The organism is Myxococcales bacterium, assembly GCA_016706225.1.
Classification (GTDB): domain Bacteria; phylum Myxococcota_A; class Polyangia; order Polyangiales; family Polyangiaceae; genus JADJKB01.
This window is the reverse complement of record JADJKB010000003.1, coordinates 1,282,661-1,299,685: the sequence shown is the minus strand read 5'-3', so window position 1 is coordinate 1,299,685 and position 17,025 is coordinate 1,282,661. Positions and strand designations below refer to the sequence as shown.

The 17,025-nt window shown below is 66.4% G+C and carries 18 protein-coding genes and 1 tRNA gene; 5 read left to right on the top strand and 14 right to left on the bottom strand.

All coding sequences use genetic code 11. The annotated features are described in order from the left end of the window. Positions 1-34: 34 nt before the first annotated feature. Entirely contained in the window at positions 35-1,183 is a 1,149-nt protein-coding gene (corA, locus tag IPI67_07415; protein MBK7580021.1) for a magnesium/cobalt transporter CorA, read from the top strand. Here corA and IPI67_07410 read toward each other — a convergent pair. Both IPI67_07410 and IPI67_07405 read right to left on the bottom strand, forming a co-directional pair. Continuing rightward, entirely contained in the window at positions 1,101-2,432 is a 1,332-nt protein-coding gene (locus IPI67_07410) for an NADH:flavin oxidoreductase/NADH oxidase family protein (GenBank protein MBK7580020.1), read from the bottom strand. The two genes, corA and IPI67_07410, sit on opposite strands and share 83 nt — an antisense overlap. Positions 2,433-2,445: 13 nt before the next feature. Continuing rightward, positions 2,446-3,021, bottom strand: coding sequence for a WHG domain-containing protein (locus IPI67_07405; GenBank protein MBK7580019.1), 576 nt, complete (start codon positions 3,019-3,021; stop codon positions 2,446-2,448). A gap of 95 nt (positions 3,022-3,116) precedes the next feature. Here IPI67_07405 and IPI67_07400 point away from each other — a divergent pair, with 95 nt between their 5' ends. After that, entirely contained in the window at positions 3,117-3,536 is a 420-nt protein-coding gene (locus IPI67_07400) for a GFA family protein (protein ID MBK7580018.1), read from the top strand. Between the two features lie 179 nt (positions 3,537-3,715). On the opposite strand, the gene IPI67_07395 is transcribed toward IPI67_07400, so the two are convergent. Beyond that, the gene (locus IPI67_07395) at positions 3,716-4,315 is read right to left on the bottom strand and encodes a hypothetical protein (GenBank protein ID MBK7580017.1); all 600 of its coding nucleotides are present in this window, start codon (positions 4,313-4,315) and stop codon (positions 3,716-3,718) included. Positions 4,316-4,678: 363 nt separating this feature from the next. Between IPI67_07395 and IPI67_07390 the strand changes: the two genes are divergently transcribed. Continuing rightward, on the top strand, positions 4,679-5,134 hold the full coding sequence (locus tag IPI67_07390; GenBank protein MBK7580016.1) for a hypothetical protein: 456 nt from the start codon (positions 4,679-4,681) through the stop codon (positions 5,132-5,134). 1 nt (position 5,135) lies between these two features. Here the strand turns inward: IPI67_07390 and IPI67_07385 are convergent, their stop codons facing one another. The 7 genes from IPI67_07385 to IPI67_07355 all read right to left on the bottom strand — a co-directional run bounded on the left by IPI67_07385 (position 5,136) and on the right by IPI67_07355 (position 10,304). Further along, a complete protein-coding gene (locus tag IPI67_07385; GenBank protein ID MBK7580015.1) occupies positions 5,136-5,492 on the bottom strand; it encodes a helix-turn-helix transcriptional regulator in 357 nt (118 codons plus the stop codon). 474 nt (positions 5,493-5,966) lie between these two features. Next, positions 5,967-6,452 (bottom strand): hypothetical protein, encoded by a 486-nt coding sequence (locus IPI67_07380; GenBank protein MBK7580014.1) that lies wholly within the window; start codon positions 6,450-6,452, stop codon positions 5,967-5,969. 451 nt (positions 6,453-6,903) lie between these two features. After that, positions 6,904-6,987: transfer RNA gene (locus IPI67_07375), tRNA-Leu, on the bottom strand. A 47-nt stretch (positions 6,988-7,034) separates the two neighbouring features. Beyond that, entirely contained in the window at positions 7,035-8,582 is a 1,548-nt protein-coding gene (locus tag IPI67_07370; protein ID MBK7580013.1) for a hypothetical protein, read from the bottom strand. 22 nt (positions 8,583-8,604) lie between these two features. Next, positions 8,605-9,111 carry a hypothetical protein gene (locus IPI67_07365; protein MBK7580012.1) on the bottom strand — a complete coding sequence of 169 codons (507 nt, stop codon included), beginning with the start codon at positions 9,109-9,111 and terminating at the stop codon, positions 8,605-8,607. Further along, positions 9,108-9,593: a hypothetical protein gene (locus IPI67_07360; GenBank protein MBK7580011.1), complete on the bottom strand. Its 486-nt coding sequence runs from the start codon at positions 9,591-9,593 to the stop codon at positions 9,108-9,110. The genes IPI67_07365 and IPI67_07360 overlap by 4 nt, the downstream gene beginning before the upstream one ends. Positions 9,594-9,602: 9 nt before the next feature. Next, positions 9,603-10,304 (bottom strand): site-specific DNA-methyltransferase, encoded by a 702-nt coding sequence (locus IPI67_07355; GenBank protein MBK7580010.1) that lies wholly within the window; start codon positions 10,302-10,304, stop codon positions 9,603-9,605. 400 nt (positions 10,305-10,704) lie between these two features. Here IPI67_07355 and IPI67_07350 point away from each other — a divergent pair, with 400 nt between their 5' ends. Next, the gene (locus IPI67_07350; protein MBK7580009.1) at positions 10,705-11,718 is read left to right on the top strand and encodes a serine/threonine protein kinase; all 1,014 of its coding nucleotides are present in this window, start codon (positions 10,705-10,707) and stop codon (positions 11,716-11,718) included. 4 nt (positions 11,719-11,722) lie between these two features. Here the strand turns inward: IPI67_07350 and IPI67_07345 are convergent, their stop codons facing one another. Continuing rightward, on the bottom strand, positions 11,723-12,367 hold the full coding sequence (locus tag IPI67_07345; protein ID MBK7580008.1) for a hypothetical protein: 645 nt from the start codon (positions 12,365-12,367) through the stop codon (positions 11,723-11,725). An 84-nt stretch (positions 12,368-12,451) separates the two neighbouring features. Here IPI67_07345 and IPI67_07340 point away from each other — a divergent pair, with 84 nt between their 5' ends. Then, the gene (locus IPI67_07340) at positions 12,452-13,756 is read left to right on the top strand and encodes a FliI/YscN family ATPase (GenBank protein MBK7580007.1); all 1,305 of its coding nucleotides are present in this window, start codon (positions 12,452-12,454) and stop codon (positions 13,754-13,756) included. 23 nt (positions 13,757-13,779) lie between these two features. Here IPI67_07340 and dnaJ read toward each other — a convergent pair whose 3' ends face one another. The 3 genes from dnaJ to IPI67_07325 all read right to left on the bottom strand — a co-directional run bounded on the left by dnaJ (position 13,780) and on the right by IPI67_07325 (position 16,977). After that, positions 13,780-14,886, bottom strand: a complete 1,107-nt coding sequence (dnaJ, locus tag IPI67_07335; GenBank protein ID MBK7580006.1) for a molecular chaperone DnaJ — start codon at positions 14,884-14,886, stop codon at positions 13,780-13,782. 106 nt (positions 14,887-14,992) lie between these two features. After that, positions 14,993-16,417, bottom strand: a complete 1,425-nt coding sequence (locus IPI67_07330; protein ID MBK7580005.1) for a hypothetical protein — start codon at positions 16,415-16,417, stop codon at positions 14,993-14,995. Positions 16,418-16,485: 68 nt separating this feature from the next. Beyond that, positions 16,486-16,977: a hypothetical protein gene (locus tag IPI67_07325; GenBank protein MBK7580004.1), complete on the bottom strand. Its 492-nt coding sequence runs from the start codon at positions 16,975-16,977 to the stop codon at positions 16,486-16,488. Between the last annotated feature and the right edge of the window lie 48 nt (positions 16,978-17,025).

Sequence of the window (17,025 nt, the reverse complement as noted above, 5' to 3'; positions counted from 1 at the left end):
CGCCGACCAGGACCCTCCGCTAAGCTCGGCGCCCATGCCGGACGAGGCGCCCCCTTCGCTACGCAAGGTCGCGCCAACGGCTGCGCTGTTTCTCAAGCGCAACCCGCCCGTCGGCGCGCGTCCTGGCGCGCTCGCGATCCACAAAGATTCGCCGAAGACCCGGATCCGGGTGATGGCGTTCGATGAGCAGCGCCTGAACGAGGTCGAGATCGACGAGATCTCCGAAATCCGCGAGCTGATGAAGCAGCATGCGGTGACCTGGGTCGACGTGCAGGGTCTTGGTGACGAGCGACGGCTGCGCGAGCTGGGTGACCTGTTCGCGCTGCACCCGCTGGCGCTGGCGGACGTGGTGAACGTGCCCCAGCGACCGAAGACGGACAGCTACGAGGGGCAGCAGCTGTTCATCTGCGGCATGCTCCACTTGGACGAGCACGGTGATCTGTCCACTGAGCAAGTGAGCCTGTTCATCGGCAAGGGATACCTGCTCACATTTCAGGAGCGGGCCGGGGACGTCTTTGATTCACTGCGCACGCGCCTGCGGGACAACATCGGGCTTCTGCGTGCGTCGGGAGCGGACCATCTGGCCTACGCCATCATCGATCGGGTCGTCGATGGTTATTACCCGGTGCTCGAGGCGTTCGCGGATGAGCTCGAGGCGCTCGAGGAGCGGGTCATGCAGCGCCCGCGGCCGGCGCTGCTCGTGCGCGTGCACGAGGTCAAACGCACCCTCTTGCTGGTGCGCCGGGCGGTCTGGCCGCTGCGCGACGCGCTCTCGGGTTTGATTCGTGATCCGGTGCCGATGGTGACGGACTCGGCGCGGATGTACCTGCGCGACACCTACGACCACTGCCTCCAGATCTCCGAGATGGCGGAGAGCTACCGCGAGCTGGTGAGTGAGCTGACCAACACGTACATGTCCGTGATTTCGAACCGCACCAACGACGTCATGCGCCTCTTGACGGTGGTGACGACGATCTTCATTCCGCTCACGTTCATCGTCGGCGTCTACGGCATGAACTTCGACAACATGCCCGAGCTCCGCTTCAAGAACGGTTATTTCATCACGCTGGGAGCGATGGCCGGCATGGGTGCGCTGATGCTCATCTACTTCCGCGTGCGTGGCTGGCTCGGCGACCCCGACGAACCGCTGGAACCGGGTGACGACTTGCGCCGGCGAGAGTGAATTCCAGCCTCGACGGAGGCGAGCTGGTGAGCTCGGGAGCGGCCGCCGGAATAGGGCGCGGTCCGCGCAAATACGCCAGCACGACCGCGAGTCGATTCAGATCCGGCTTGGGCTCCAGCCCGCGCGCGAGCCGGCGGATCTGCCCCTGATAAAACGCGCCCTGGATCAGCGAGTCGAGGCGCTTGATGCCCGTCGCAATGCGGATCGGCGTGGCCGAGTCCGCCGAGCCACTGAGCAGGCGTGCGGGCAGATCGGGCTCGATGGCCAGCGGGCGCGCCAGCCCGACCACATCCACGGCGCCGCCCGCGAGGGCCTCACTCATGCCGCGTGCGGTGCGAAAGCCGCCGGTCACCATCAGCGGAACACGGGTGCGCGTGCGGACCTTCTCCGCGTACTCGAGGAAGAACGCTTCTCGCGCGTGGCTGGACGCGGCTTTCGTCTTGGCTTCATCGAACATCACGGCGGACTCGTAGGTGCCACCGGAGATTTCCAGGAGGTCGATGCCCTCGGCCTCGAGTGCCTCGACCACCCGCATGGACTCCGCTTCGTCGAAGCCCCCGCGCTGAAAGTCGGCCGAGTTCAGCTTGACGGTCACGGGGAAATCGCGACCGACGCTGGCGCGGATGCGGCGCACGATCTCGAGCAAGAAGCGCCGTCGATTGTCCGGAGTGCCACCCCAGCGGTCCTCGCGCAGATTGGTGAGCGGGGACAGGAACTGATTCACCAGGTAGCCGTGAGCCGCGTGGATCTGCACACCGCTGAAGCCCGCCGACTGAACGATGGCGGCGGTGTTTGCAAAGCGGTCGATGATGTCTTCCACCTCAGCGTCTTCGAGGGCGCGCGGCCGAGCGAAGGCGCCGAACATGCCCTTCATGGCCAGCGCGGACGGTGCGACGGGCTCGGCGCTGGCCAGGCGCGGGGACTGCCGCCCCGGATGGTTGAGCTGCACGAAGGCGTGGTTGCCGGCGCTCGTGGCGGCGTGTGCCCACGCGCGGAGCTCGGCGGAATGGGATTCGTCTTCCACGACGACGTTGCCGGTCTCGGCGATGGCGGTCTTGTCCACCATCACGTTGCCCGTGATCAAGAGCCCGGCGCCGCCCGCAGACCAGCGACGGTACAGCCGGACGAGCGCCTCGTTGGGAGCGCCGTCCGCGGCTGCCAGGCGTTCGCTCATGGCGGACTTGGCCAGGCGATTTTGCAGCACCGCGCCGTTGGGCAAACGAAGGGAGTGACTCAGGCTGGTGGTCATGACGTAGGGGGTCTCACTTTCTGGGCTGAAGCAGTCGAGTTGCCAGGCGGCGGGCGCTGGCCAGCGCGACCTCGCGATCGGTCTTGGCGAGCACGCCGAAGTTCGCGCGGCCACTCGCAGCCAAAGACACCAGGCCGTGCAGTCCGGCGTAGAGCAGCCGCGCGTCGGCGTCCGGATCGTCGGAGCCTGCCTCATCGAGCTTGGTAACGAGCGTCTGCCACATGGCTGCGGCGGGGCTCGGGTTGTTGAAGGCTCCACGCTTCCTGAGAGCGGTCCAGTCGTAGCGGCGCTCGAACATCAGTGCGTACAGGGCTGGGCTATCCAGCCCGAAGCCCACGAAGGCCTCCGACAGCTGCGGCAGGTCGCCGCCGGTCGTGAGCACGGTGCCGAGTCGTTCGACCAGATCGACGAAGCCCGCCTGGGACACCGCGTACAGGAACCCGTCGAGCGAACCCCAGTGGTGATAGAGCAGCGACGTCGTCTTGCCGACGAACTTGCTCAGGTCCCGCGCCGTGAGCGCATCGGGGCTCAGGCGCCCCCGGGCCAGGGCCCGGCAGACCCGGGAAACAGCGACTTCGGCCTCGGACATAACGTTGTTACGTCGGAACATAACAGCGTTACGTTACTTGTCAAGCAGCCCGCTCCGCCTTTGCTTCGCTCCGGCCCCCGTGTAAGGGCGAGGCCATGGAGCGAACGGGGAGTTGCATGTGTGGCGCCGTCACGTTTACGGCCAAGGGGGTCAGCGCCGAGGGCAGTGTTTGTCACTGTGGCATGTGTCGCAGGTGGGCCGGCGGACCGTGGATGGGCGTGAGCGTCGATTCCATCGACTGGCAGAAGAACGACAGCCTCACCACGCTCCAGTCCTCGAAGTGGGCCGAGCGCGGATTCTGCAGCAAGTGCGGCTCGGGTTTGTTCTACCGCTTGACGGCCGACGGCAAGTACCAAGGCATGACCTCCGTCTCCCTCGGCAGCCTGGACGACCCGAGTGGCATCACGCTCACCAAAGAGTGGTTCATCGACAAGAAGCCGGACGCCTACACGCTCGCTGGTGATCGCAAGAAGGTCACCGAGGCAGAGGTGTTCGCGATGTTCTCGGGCGGGTGAAGGAGCTCGGGCGCGGCACGAACGGTCGCCGAGCGACGCGAGCCGAGTAGCGGTTCAGGACGAAGCTCTTCGTCGGCCGACTGCGCCGAGGTCCGAGCACTCGGAGACGAGTGCCGCTCGCGGGCACCAAGAAGCGTCGAGACATAGGCTACGCAGCTGTGTCCCCAGTGCCCGGGGCGCTACCCGTCCCCGAAAACGCCTGCGCACGCTGGAACGTTGTTGCAGGAGACCAGGAGCTGCCAGCCGTCGGGGACGAATGCACCGCTGAAGACCCAGCACCAACCGGAAGCGTCGATGCCACAGGACTGAATTGCCGCGAAGTCCTTCGGGTACCAGCCACCGTCGGCGGTTAGCCAATAGCCCGTCCAACAGCCGGCGTAGCCAGTCCCACCATCCTGGACTTGCTTGCCCTTTAGCGCAACGCAGGGCACGCCCGTCGCCACGCACTGTGACTCGTCGAGACCCTGACACATCGAACCAGCGTCAGCAGCGTCCGCCTCGCCCGCTGCGTCACTCGTTTCGCCCGTCGCGTCGGTCGCGCCGTCGCCTACGCCAGTTTCCGCGTCGCTCGCGTCGCCCGTCACGTCGGTCGCGCCGTCGCTACCGTCTACGACGCCTCCCCCTGAACCGCCCACTCCCGAGGCAGCGCTACCGCCGCCTCCCTCTGCGGCACCCACGCCACCCGTCGCGGGGCGCAATGAGCCTTCTTCGGAACACCCATGGACGGCCGCTGAGAACCAAACCACCCCTGCGCAGATGAAGCTCGGAACAGCGCGCATTTGTCAGCTCATCTGCATCAGCGAGTAGTAGGTGAAAACGTGAACCTACCGTGTCTGACCGGAGGGTACGTCGTACGCTCGAAGGTGACGACGATCCGCCGCCGGAACGGATCATCCACTAGCTGAACGATCTCACTAGTGCACGAGAAAGGACTTGAACCTTCACTTCCTCTCGGAAACCGGAACCTAAATCGGGAGCTTGTGTCGCGAACGGATGCGAACCGAGGTGATCCGCGATGTTGCGAGAGGGCGATCAGCGTCGTTGGGGCTCGTTCGCGGCGGTGCCGACGATTCGCCGACGATTCAGCCGAGCAGAATTGAATGTCGTTCGGTAGGCCGAGGGTCACGTCGTAGGCTCAGGTCGTGGCCACGAAGCGCAAGGCACAACCAACGGTAGCGGCGCCGTGGAGAGGCCCGTGGCTCGTCCACTTCTTCCGGCGGTTCGACCGCTCGGTTCCTGGCCGAGCTTTTCTGGAGGCGTGCCCCGAGGCCGTGCGGGCAAAGATGGTGGCCGTGCTCCAAGCGGTGGCTGCGGCACCCCCACCATCGTTCAGCGGCGGTGGTTACTGGGAAGCCATGCACGACGAGATGAAGGGTTGGTACGAGGTTCGCGTCGATGGGCCAGACCGGCATCACTACCGGCTGTTCTGCTTGCTCGAACGAAATGGCGCGACGCTCGGGCTCGGCGGCCCGAGCATCGTGATCATCGTGGGCAGGGACAAGCCATTCAAGACGAAGCTCTCGTCGGCCGACTACGCCGAGGTCCGAGCACTCGGAGACGAGTGCCGCTCGCGGACACCAAGAAGCGTCGAAATGTAGCCTACGCAGCGGTGCCGGCAGCGCCCGTCCGCTTGTCCTTCGTCGATGCTTTCGGAGTTGCAGGGACAAGCTCGACCTTCAGGTGCAGCGCCGCCGCCAACTTGACGACGGTGGCCATCGTGGGGTTTGCCTCCTCGTCCGTGAAGAGCCGGCGGACGATCTCCGGCTTGGCCGAGATGCGCCGTGCAAGCTCGGCCTTGCTCATGCCGAGTTCCAGCCGTGCCGCGTCGAGCCTTCGGACGATCGTGTCCACGGCGTCGATCTCGCGCTTGGCTTTCTGGTGTTCAGCGGCAAACCCCGCGTCCTTCATCTGGGCGTCGAAGAACTTGTCGAACCCGGTTTTCGGTCGCCTCGGCATGGCAGCGTCTCCTGTCCGAGTGTAACACACAAGTTACGCCTGGCAACGGCTTCACTAGCCTGACTGCGCATGATCTCAGGGCCACGTTCGTCACGCTCGCCTGGCCATGGACGCACCGAGGACTGGGTCCGGACCGGGACGGGCCACCGGTCATCTAGAGCTTGACGGTTGCCGGTCGCCCCCATGCCGGGGACTGCGCCGCCTTCGCCCGGGTCTGGATCTTCGCGAGCACATCAGCGAGCTCCACAACCCACCGAGTGAAGGAACTTGGCCGCCGTATTTTCTGCAGGTCGTGTTGGATCGCCGGCCCCCCAACACCTCACGGTTCGGTCGTCTTCGATTTCACACGAGGTGAATCCCCCTGCGCTGAGCCGGCTGTACACATGGTGCGGCACCTCACCCTCATCGTGTCCGCCGCACGACAGCATGAGTGCTGAAACGAGTGCGCATAGCGAGCGGGTTTCCATAGCGCTGTCAGTGAATCAGCCTGCTCGGCATCGCAGAGAAGTACGCAAAGCGTCCTGCGGGAAATCCTACGTCTGCTTCAACAATGGGCACTCCAGAGACCCGCCAGTTCACATGGATCTGGCCAGCCGGGAGGTTGAAGTACCCTGCGCCGCCGGTCTCGTCCGTGGCGCTTGCCTCCGTGTCCGGCACAGTTCCGGACTGAAACCATCGAAGGGAGTTGGCCCCAACGGGGGAAGCCGTGAATTCGGCCCCTTCCGCCGGTGTGTCTGTGCAATCCCACAGTCGGCTGAACAACTGGACGCTGTCACTCTTGGGCGAGATTGCCAGAAACGCGAAAAGTTGATCTGCGGCTTGCTCACTAAGAACCTCGATCATGACCGCGTCCGTTGCCTGGGTCACGGGTGGGAACACGAACGCATCCGTGGTCACGAAGCCGGAGCGTTCTACCCGGAAGTACCCGCTCCAGCCTGCCGGAGCGACGGGCCATTCCAAGCTGGCCTTGCCAGCAGAGTCCGTGGTCGCCTTGGCAAGAGGAGATGCACACAGCTGGTCCGTCGGATCACAGGTTCGAACTAGCGCTGAATCAACAGCGCCGGACGACGCAAAAGGAGTAACTCGTACGGAGACCTTGGCGACGAGCCCTGAGGAAGGTTCGATGGGTTCGTTCAGGCAAGCCCATTCCGATCCCAGGTTCCCTCCGCCTCCACCGCTTCCAGCGCTTCCCCCTGCTCCGGCCGATCCGTCTGGACCGTTGTTCTTGGACGACACGCCGCCGCAGGACACCAAGAGGATTGGCGCCCACCAAACGTGCCGCGAACTCCGCGTTGAGTGACGATCCAACTCTAGCCTCCGGAGGGAAACAGTGGGCCACCATCGCGCTTTTCGGTCGGATCAGTCGCGAGGCGCATCGCGCAGGAACACGAGAAAACCAAACTGAATCCAGTGCACGAGAAAGGACTTGAACCTTCACTTCCTCTCGGAAACCGGAACCTAAATCCGGCGCGTCTGCCAATTCCGCCACTCGTGCCAGTCGGGGTGGAGCCTAGCTGCGGGGCCGCGGGGCGCGCAACTGGCTCAAGGTTTGCCGGTTCCGGGCGGATTCGTCTCGCACCACTTGATGTGCGCTGCGTCGGGCATGGCGCTGGGCGCTCCGGTGGGTGGCGTCAGGAACGGCGGGCTCGCGAAGTCGAACAGGTCCAGCATCGGCCAGGCGTTCGCATCGCGTGCGGTGAGCGCCGGGAGATCGAAGCGGTTCTCGATGAAGCGCGTCACGCTGGTCAGGTCCGCCTGGAAATGGCTGACGTAGCCGGCCTTCACGTACGGCGACGCCACGATGATCGGGACGCGAACGCCGAGCCTGCTGTAGCTGTGGGAGTAGGGCAGGATCAAGTCGGGCTCACAGGCCTGTGGTGGCGGCACGTGGTCGTAGTAGCCGCCGTGTTCGTCGTAGATCAGGAAGAACACCGTCTTCTTCCAGACCGCCGGGTTCGAGGTGAGCGTGGCGTACACGTCCGCCACGAGCTTCTGCCCGAGCTGCGGGTTGCTCGGCGGATGTTCGTCGTTCTGATACGGGCCGCTGAACGCCGGATCGAGCAGCACCAGGCCCGGCAGAGTGTCGTTGGCCACGTCCGAGTTGAAGTCGGACATCTTTCCACCCAGATTCTCGCTGGTGAGGCCGAACACCGTGGCGAACGACGTGATGCCGTCGCGATAGACCTTGAAGGACTTGCCGGCGGCCTTCATCAGATCCGTGATCCGCGGCGCCGTCTTGTAGATGGGGTCGGCGATCGGATCGACCGTCTCGGTCTTGGTGTTTCCCCAAGCCGTCCCCGCGTAGAAGAAGAAACGGTTGGGCCAGGTCGGACCGAGCGTGGACGAGAAGAACCGATCGCTGATCGAGAACGTCTTGGCCATCCAGTAATAAAACGGGAAATCGTTCTGATCGTGATAACCCATGGCCCGCGCGCCGCCCGGGTTGTTCGTCTTCACGAAGCCGTCCATCTTGCCCTGGTTCCACTGCTCGTGAACCGGCTCCCAGTCGTGGTCCACGTCCTGAATGCAGAAGCGGGTCTCGTGGAACCGGTAGATCTTCTCGCCGTTCGTCGGGTCGATGTTGAAGTCCTGATCCGTCGCGACGTCGACGTCCTTCACGCCGTAGGCCGGCAGCTTCGAGAAGTAGTGGTCGAAGCTGCGGTTCTCCATCATCAACACCACGATGTGCTCGAACGGCAGCGTGTCGCCGTGCGGTACGCTGGGGCCGACCGTCTCGGTCGTGAGCGCACCCTTGTCGTACTTGCACTGCAGGCGGTCGAGCATGTGCAGGTCGTAGGGCAGTGGGCTCGGTCCCCCGGTTCCGCCGCTGCCCGCAGCGCCGCCGGTGCCTCCTCCGCTCACGCCGCCACTGCCGCCGGTCCCGCCCGCGGCGCCGCTGCCACCCGCACCGCTGCCGCCCGCCCCGCCGCTGCCGCCCGTGAGGCCGGAGCCGCCGGAGCCGCTGACGCCGCCAAGTCCTCCCGTTCCGCCGCCGGAACCACCCCCGCCGCCGGCGTCGTCACCGCCGCACGCCGCAACGAGCAACGTCGCACTCAGCGCCCCGCCCACCACCCAGCCCAGGCTTCGCATTGCGGGCAGTATCGCACGCGCGCTACTCGGGTGCCGGCGGGTTTTCGAGGGCCTTGCGCGCGCGGCGTTCGCGGATCAGCTGCCCGAGCTCCCCGAGCGCACGCGCTGCCGCCTCGAGGGCGGCCGCCGCGGCGGCCCCGAGCCCGATCAGCGCCGGCGGAAACAGCCGAATGTGGCTGAAGAGGGTGAAGGTCGCGGCGAAGTGCGCGAGCCCGAATAGCAGCGCGCTCGAGAACGCGGCGATGACGTGCGCGAGTAGGCGAACCCAGGTGCGGCTCTGGCGAATCAGGAAGATGAGCGCAATCGGGCTGAGCGCGAACAAGAGCACCCAGGCAAACGCCTCGAAGCTGTGACTCAGATGTTCCCAGCCGGTGCGCAGCACGGGTGCGCCAGCGGCGCCGCCGCTGCACCCCTTCTCGGTCTCTTCCGTCCAGGTGAAGGGCAAGCTGGCAGCGAAGATCAAGAACAGCACGACGCGCAGGCCGGGCGCTCGCCGCGCCCAGATCACCGTGCCCGGCTCGTCACTCATACCAGCAGCGGCGTCCGCCCCGAGAGCACGACGTCCCACCAGCGAAAGGTCTGGGCGAGCACGTGGTCGAGTTGCCAGGTGCCGCTGTCGATCGAGTCGCCCTGTTTGCGCGGCGTGGGTTTGAAGGTGTCGTCGGGCAGACAGAAGGCAGCCAGCGACGAGCTCTGAAGCAGGTGCATGACGCCGTGGGACCAGCCCGCCCCGGCGTAGGCAATGACCGCCGGGATCCGCAGGGCCTTCAGATCTTCCAGTGCGTAGGGGATCTTCTCGTCGGTCGTGCCGGACGAGTCCTGGTACTTGCACTCGAGAGCCAGCGCGTCCCCGCTCGTTGGCAACACCAAGAGCAGATCGACCCGCCGCTGTTTGCCGATGATGCTCGTGCCGAGGCTCACCTCTTCGTAGAGTTGAATTCCACGCCCCGCGTACGCAGACAGAATGTAGCGAGCGACGAGCCTTCTATACTGGTTGCCGGTCATCCCCACGCGAAGACTCTACATGCTGTCGTCTCGCTGGGCACCCGCTTCGGCGAGGCGTGCTTCAGCCGTCCGAACCGCCTCTTCACACACGTCGGTGCCGCGAAAATTCCGGCCCAGGGCGGCGGCGGCGACGCCGACCGATCCCGAGCCCGTGAACGGATCCAGCACCAGAGCTCCCGGGTCGGTGCTCTGGCGGATCAGGATCTCCGAAAGCGCGGTTGGTTTCTCGGCGGGGTAACCGCCGCGGATGCGCGGGCAGCGGAGCACGTCGGCGATTGACAGATCGGCGAGCCGGCGCTTGCCCTTCTCGAAGAACAAGATGAGCTCATGGCGTGAGCGGTAGTGGTACCCCATGCCCAAGCTCTCTTTGTCCCAGATCAAGGCCTTCCAGAACTTGAAGCCAACCTGCTCCGCGATGGGCTTCACCACGAACATCGTCTCTTGATCCGAGAACATGTAGAGGTGGCGATGGTTCGCGAGCACGCGGTACAGCTCGCTGAAGAGCGCCGGGAAGCGCGCGTTGGGGAAGATGTGAAACCAGTCGTTGCTGCTGGCCTTGCTGCGCTTGAGCCGAGTCGTCGTGCCGACAGCGCGGTGTTTCTCCAGCGACTCGTAGGCAGGGTCGGTGATGATCAGATCCGCGCTCGCGGTCGGCAGGGTCTGGAGCCAAGCGACCGCGTCTTGTCGTGCGACGTGGAACGTGGGCGACGCTGACATCGGGCGCGCAGCGGGCGCTCCGGGGGAGATCAGCCGAAACGGCGGTGCAGCTTCGAAGCCACGGTCGGACATGCGCTCGGAAATCCATATCACTGGGCGAGTGTGCAGTCGTCTTTTCCGCGGCCGAGGTCGGACTTTGTTCGACCGGGCTTGGCGACACCGAGCCTCGGGTCCGTTGTCTTCCCCAGCGCCGCCCGCGGTTTCACCGCGGGATAAGCCCGCCGCGAGTGCCCTTTTTGCTCAGGGCCCCTGGCTCTGTATTCTGAGACGGTCTGGACTCCGGATGAATCAACGCGATCCGCCAGAGGGGCCTCCCGACAAACCGCCTGAGAGCGACTGGGGGGAGGACACTTTCACTGAGACGAGCCCACTCGCAAGCCGGTGGGCGCGGGTCGTGAGCATGGCGTCGGAGCCGCCGCTGGTGCCTGCGATCCCAACACCTCTCGCGGCGGGTGGATACGTGGGCCGCTACCAGCTGGTCACGCAGATCGCAAAGGGCGGCATGGCTGTGGTGTGGCTGGCATCCCGGCAACGCCGCAGCGGCGAGCGCGAGGTGGTCGCGCTGAAGACTCTGTTACCGAACCTGTCGGCGGACCTGTCCTTCGTTCACATGTTCCTGGACGAGGCGCGCCTGCTGTCGGAGATCCGCCACCCGAACGTGGTCTCGATCCGCGACGTGGGTATGCACGGCGACATTCCGTTCGTCGCGCTCGAGTGGGTCGAGGGGGATTCGCTGAGCGCGTTGCTCAGGACCATGAGCGCCAAGGGCAAAGAGGTCCCGCTGTCGATTGCCCTGCGCATCGTCGGCGAGGCGTGCTTGGGACTGCACAACGCCCACGAGCTGCGCGACAAGAACGGTGAGCTCGTCAACCTGGTGCATCGCGACGTCTCGCCGGCCAACATCATGTTGAGCTCGTCCGGCGACGTGAAGCTGATCGACTTCGGCGTGGCGAAGGCATCCGAGCGTTTGGCCGAGGTGACCCGAACCGGCGTGCTCAAGGGCAAGGTGAGTTACATGGCACCGGAGCAGGTGCTGCGCTTGTCACCTGACCGGCGCACCGACGTGTGGGCGGCGGGGGTGGTGCTCTACCGCCTGATTTCCAGCCGATTGCCCTACGAAGGTGACATTGCGACGGTGGTTCGCCAGATCAAGTTCGGCGAGCCTTTGCCGCCGCTTCCCCCGGGGACACCGCGCGCGGTGGCGGAGATCGTGCATCGCGCCATGTCGCGTGAGCCGCAAGATCGCTTCGATTCAGCCGCGGACATGCGGCGCGCGATCCAGTACGCCTACGCCGAGGTCTGCTCGCCCGTTCCCAAGGACCAGTTTGCCGCGTTCGTGGTTTCGAATCTCGGGACGGTGATCCACGAGCGGCGCGCGGCGCTGGCCAAGGCGCTCGGCGTTCAGACCGGCTGAAGCGTCACCAGTTGTCGTCTTCTTCTTCGGCGCTGCCGGCGGGCCTCTTCCCCGACTTGCGGACCGGACCTGGATTGCCGAGCTTGCAGACTTTGTCGGCCGTCGCGAGCGGCTTGCCGTACGGCACGGCCTTGCTCGCAGGCTTCACGTACACCTGGCCATCACCCAGGGGTTTCGGAATGATCGCGCCTCCCATGATGGGCCGGCCGTTGCGGGAGTTTTCGACGGTGACGATCACGTCGTCACCAGAGAGCCTGTAACCCCAGTACGAGGCGCCCAGGTTGTCTTCCTTCGCGTCCGGGCAGGCGATGCCCTCGGAGCTGACGGCGATCACCAGTTGCGACTCGGCGTCGATTGCAGGAACCGGTCCCGCCCACTTGAACGCGGGATCGCCTGGCCCGCCGAGCGCAGCGGCGAGGCAGCTACAGACGGGAGTCTTCTTGTCCGGCGCGAGGGTGACGTCGTGGCGCGCGCCGAGCAGTGCGTACTCCGACGGCATTGGGTCCGTCTGGCCCTGTCCCTGAACAGGGGGCTCGTCGTCGAACTCCTCACCCTTCTTGTTACCGGCGTTGAGGTTGGCGCTCGCCGACACCCGGCAACCGGCCTGGCCGAGCGCGACGGCCGCGATTAGAAAAAGCAGGGTCCGCACGGCAAAAGCGTGGCACCTCTGCCCGAGTGGGGGCAACTCTTGGGTGTTGGCTCGGCCGGGCGGGAGCCGTACCCTCGACGGCGCATGGATTTCGACGCCCTCAAGGCCCGCCTGGCGGAGTCCCCGGCGCTCCTGGTCGAGGGGCGAGTCCGGGCGGTAACCGGGCTCTCGGTGCGGTTGGCGCTGCCGGGTGCGCGGGTTGGCGACGTGGTGGTGCTGAAGCGCCGGGGTTCGCCGCTGTCGGCCGAGATCGTGGGTTTCGACGCCGGCGAGGCAGTCGCCATCCCGCTCGGAGAGCTCACCGGTGTCGGGGTGGACGATCCCGTCGAGTCGACGGGCGCACCGCTCTCGGTCGGGACCGGACCCGGGTTGCTCGGTCGTGTGCTCGACGGCCTCGGTCGTGCCGCGGATGGTCAGCCGCTGCCGCCCGGACTCGTTTCGGTTCCGGTGGACCGCGCGCCGCCGCCTGCCCTGGGGCGGCGCCCGGTGACTGAGCCGATGGCGACGGGAGTACGCGCCATCGACGGGCTCATGACCCTGGGGGTCGGCCAGCGTGTCGGTTTGTTTGCTGGGTCGGGTGTCGGCAAGAGCACGTTGCTCGGTGCGATCGCCCGCGGCACCACGGCGGACGTCGTGGTCGTCGCCCTCGTCGGTGAGCGAGGTCGAGAGGTCGGAGATTTTCTGGAGCACTCCTTGGGCGAAGCCGGCCGGCGTCGCTCCGTGGTGGTCGTGGCGACCAGTGACGCACCGGCGCTCGAGCGTCTGCGAGCGGTGCAGGTTGCAACGGCCGTGGCCGAGAGTTTCCGCGACGCAGGCAAGAGTGTGATGCTGCTGGTCGACTCGGTGACGCGAGTCGCGCGCGCCCAGCGCGAGGTGGGCTTGGCGGCGGGGGAGCCGCCGGCTCGACGCGGGTACCCGCCGAGTGTGTTTGCGCTCTTGCCGCGCTTGCTGGAGCGCAGCGGACAAAGTGACAAGGGTGCCATCACAGCCATCTACACGGTGCTCGTCGAAGGGGGCGACATGGACGAACCCATCGCCGACGAAGTGCGCGGCATCCTCGATGGTCACATCGTCATGGATCGGCGCATCGCGGCTCGCGGCCACTACCCAGCGATCGATGCAGTGCAGTCGTTATCGCGGGTGATGGACGCGGTGGTCGAGCGGGAGCACCTCGAGGCTGCGAGGAAGGTGCGAGCGCTGGTGGGGGTCTACGAGGACAAACGCGACCTGATCACGCTGGGCGCCTACGCCAAGGGCAGTGACCCGCGTGTGGATCGAGCCATCGCGGCGCTGCCGGAAATCGAGCGCTTTTTGTGCCAAGACTCCCAGCCGTCCAGCTGGGGCGACACCCTCGACTCGCTCGGCAAGCTGGGCGCGCGCTTCGGCTGACAGCGTCTTGCCGCAGGTGCGGTTCAGCCCACGCAGGCTTCTTTGTCGTCGCTCTCGCCCAGCTCTTCTTCGAGCTCTTGCAAGAGCTTCTTCGCGCGCCGGCTGAGCTTCTTCGGGACTGCAACCTCGACCACGATGTGCAAGTCACCCCGGCCCCGCCCGTCGAGCCGTGGCATGCCTTTGCCCCGAATGCTGATCACGGTACCGGGTTGAGTGCCCGCCGGGACGTCGGCGCTGACGCTGACTCCGTCGGGTAGCTCCAGTGTGACGTCGCCGCCGAGCGCCGCTTCCGGGAACGAGATCTGTCGGCGTGCTACCAGGTCCTGTCCGTCGCGCTGAAACGTCGCGTCCTCTTCGAGCACGACGTCGACGTACAAGTCGCCGGGCACACCGTTGGCGGGACCGGGCATGCCTTGTCCTGGAACACGCAACGTCTGCCCGGTATCGATGCCAGCTGGGAAGGTGACCAGCACCTTCCGCTTCTTCTCGACGTAGCGTGTGCCCGAGCAAGACTCGCAGGGTTTTGCGATGTGCTCGCCGGTGCCGCGGCAGCGCGGGCACGTGGTGCTGAACATGATGAACCCACGCTGGGTCGTCACCTGGCCGTTGCCGTTGCACTGCGAACAACGCTCGGGTCGAGTGCCGGCCTGCGCGCCGCTTCCGCCGCACGTGTCACAAGGCGCGCTGCCCCGAATTCCGACCTCGTGTTTGGTGCCGGCAAAGGCGTCCTTGAGGCTGATGGCGGCCTCGACCCGCACGTCTTGACCGCGCTCGGGTCCGCGGCGCCGGCGCTGACCACCCCCTGAAAAACCGCCGAAGCCTCCGAAGAAGTCCGAGAACAGATCCTGGAACTGGCTGAGGATGTCGCCGACCCCGGCGTGCTGGAAGTCGAAGCCTCCCTGGCCCAATCCGGCGTGGCCGAAGCGGTCGTACTGCTCCTTCTTCTGCTCGTCCGAGAGCACGCTGTAGGCCTCGGTGGCCTCCTTGAATTTCTCCTCGGCAGCGGCGTCGCCGGGGTTTCGGTCCGGGTGGTATTTGAGCGCAGCTTTCCGGTACGCCTTGCGGATGTCGTCCGCCGCGGCGTCCTTCGGGACCTCGAGGACCTCGTAAAAGTCGCGCTTCTCGCTCATTGGACCGGGCCCCAGGCCAGGACGAGGATGACGCAAGAAGGTAAGGTTCCGAAACTTCCTGTCAACGCGCGGCGTCCAGGTCGGCCGGGTTGATCTTGCCCTTCGCTCACGAGAGGCCCGCCTTCCGGGCCTGGGCCTCGAGGACCAGGCGCTCTTGCAGGGCCGTGCGGGCACGCTCCAGCTGGCGCTCCACCTCGGCGCCGCCGCTGCCCGCCGCGGCCATCAAGCTCCAGCGAGCGGCCTCCAGATCTGCCTCGCTGGCGGCATTGCGCTCCGCCAGCCGGGTCAGGCTCTCGAGCAGCTCGCGGCCCAGGCGCTCGACCTGACGTAGCTCCCGCTCCAGGCGCCGCACCTCGGCGCCCCGCGCCTCGAGCTGGGTCTCGAGAGCGCCGAGCTCGTCCCCCTCGTTCTCGGTGTCCACGGCCGTCAAGACCGAGATGCGTTGGTCCTGCTGGGCGATGCGCTCCCGAAGCTCGTGGCTCTCGCTGCTTGCTCGGCCCAGCTCTTCTCTGAGCGCGGCCACCTGAGCCTCGAGCGCCCGCAGTGGCTCGCCGGCCGCCTCGCGCTCCTTGGCGATGGCGTCGCGCATGGATTCCAGCTCGCTCTCGGCCTCATCGGCTCGGGCGTCGGCCACCGATGCGCGCGCCTCCACCTCGGCGACCCAGCGCTCGCGCTTGGCCAGCTCGGCTCGCAGGGTGATGACCTCGTCGGCGCTGGCGTCCCGCGTCTGCGCAGTACGCAGCTGCCCTTGAAGCTCACTCGTCTGCGCTTCGAGATCGGCCATGCGCTCGCGCATTCGCCGCTCGGCCTCGCGGGCCGAACCGAGCTCGAGGTCGCCCGCGGTGCTGCGGGGAGTGGAGCCGAGAATGCTCATCGGCAGCTGAACGATCTGAAACTCGTCGAGCCGAAGCGGGATGGAGCTCGCAAACGCGATGAACCACTCCGGCTCCTCGGCGCCACCCGGCACGAAGGCGGTATCCAACGACGGCTCCGGCGCACCTTGGGTTGCGAAGTCGACCACCGCAAAACCCACGAACGGTGTCTGCCCGAGCATGCGCACGTGCTCGAACTCCGAGGAGACGGCGTCGTAGAGTTGATAATAATCGAGGGCAGAGTCGAAGCTGGGGCCGCCTGGAAGCAGGCGCGTGCGCACCTCGGGGTTGGGTGCTGCCACGAGCCCGACACCGCGCGGGGACAACGCGCGCTTGAGGCGCTTCAGCACGGAGTGGGCCGGGCCCGTCAAGGTGAGGTCCTCGACCAGGCCGACATCGAAGGCCCCATCGCGCAGCGCCAGGCCCATGTCCGAGAGAGCCGCGATGGCGATGTTGCGTGAGGTGTTGCGCACCGCGCTCTCCGCCACACGCGCGGCGTCCGGGTCGTAGACGTGTACGAGGCGTGCGCCGCGCTCGACCAGCTGCTCGGCCAGCCCCGAGGACGAGTCACCGAAAACGAGAACTCGGCGACCTTCGAGCACGGGCTCGGCGTAGGCCGCGAGAGCGACGCTCGCGCGGACGGTGCGGGACTCCAGCATGGGGGCGGAAAGCTAGCCGAAGGTCCGCTCGCCGACCAGCCCGACAGCGTGAAACTTCCTGCTGACGCTCACGGTTGCCGGCAAACGGTAGGGACCCGGCACGGGCTTCCGCAGCTCAAGGCCATCGCGAGGCGGTCCGGCACGGTGGTCCCGAGGCCAGTCCCGGCGAGACACAGGACCACCGCGTCGTCGACCCCGATGCGGGCCGTCGGTTCGCGACACAGGTGGTTGATGCAGGTACCGTGTTTCAGCCCGTGCATGGGCGGGCAATCATCGTCGCCCTCGCAGATGAGCGCGCGGCAGTCGGTGGTTGCATCGGGTTTCTTGCTCGGTCCCACGTCGCAGAGCGCGATGAGGTTGCCGGTCGTGTGGATCGCCAGGCCCGTCTTGTCCGGCGCGTGCTCACCGCGGACGAGCTTCAACGCACACTCTCCCTCGCGGTCGCAGGCGGCCTCGACGCGACGTGCCTCCGTGTCTTCGAGTGTCCGCGTGCTCACCCGTCGGCAGGCGGTTGGCCCGAAGACGAGTATGACGATCACGACGGCGAACCTTGGCCACATGGCACCGGAGATCATACACCCGAGGCGCGGTCTGCCGGGCAACCTGGT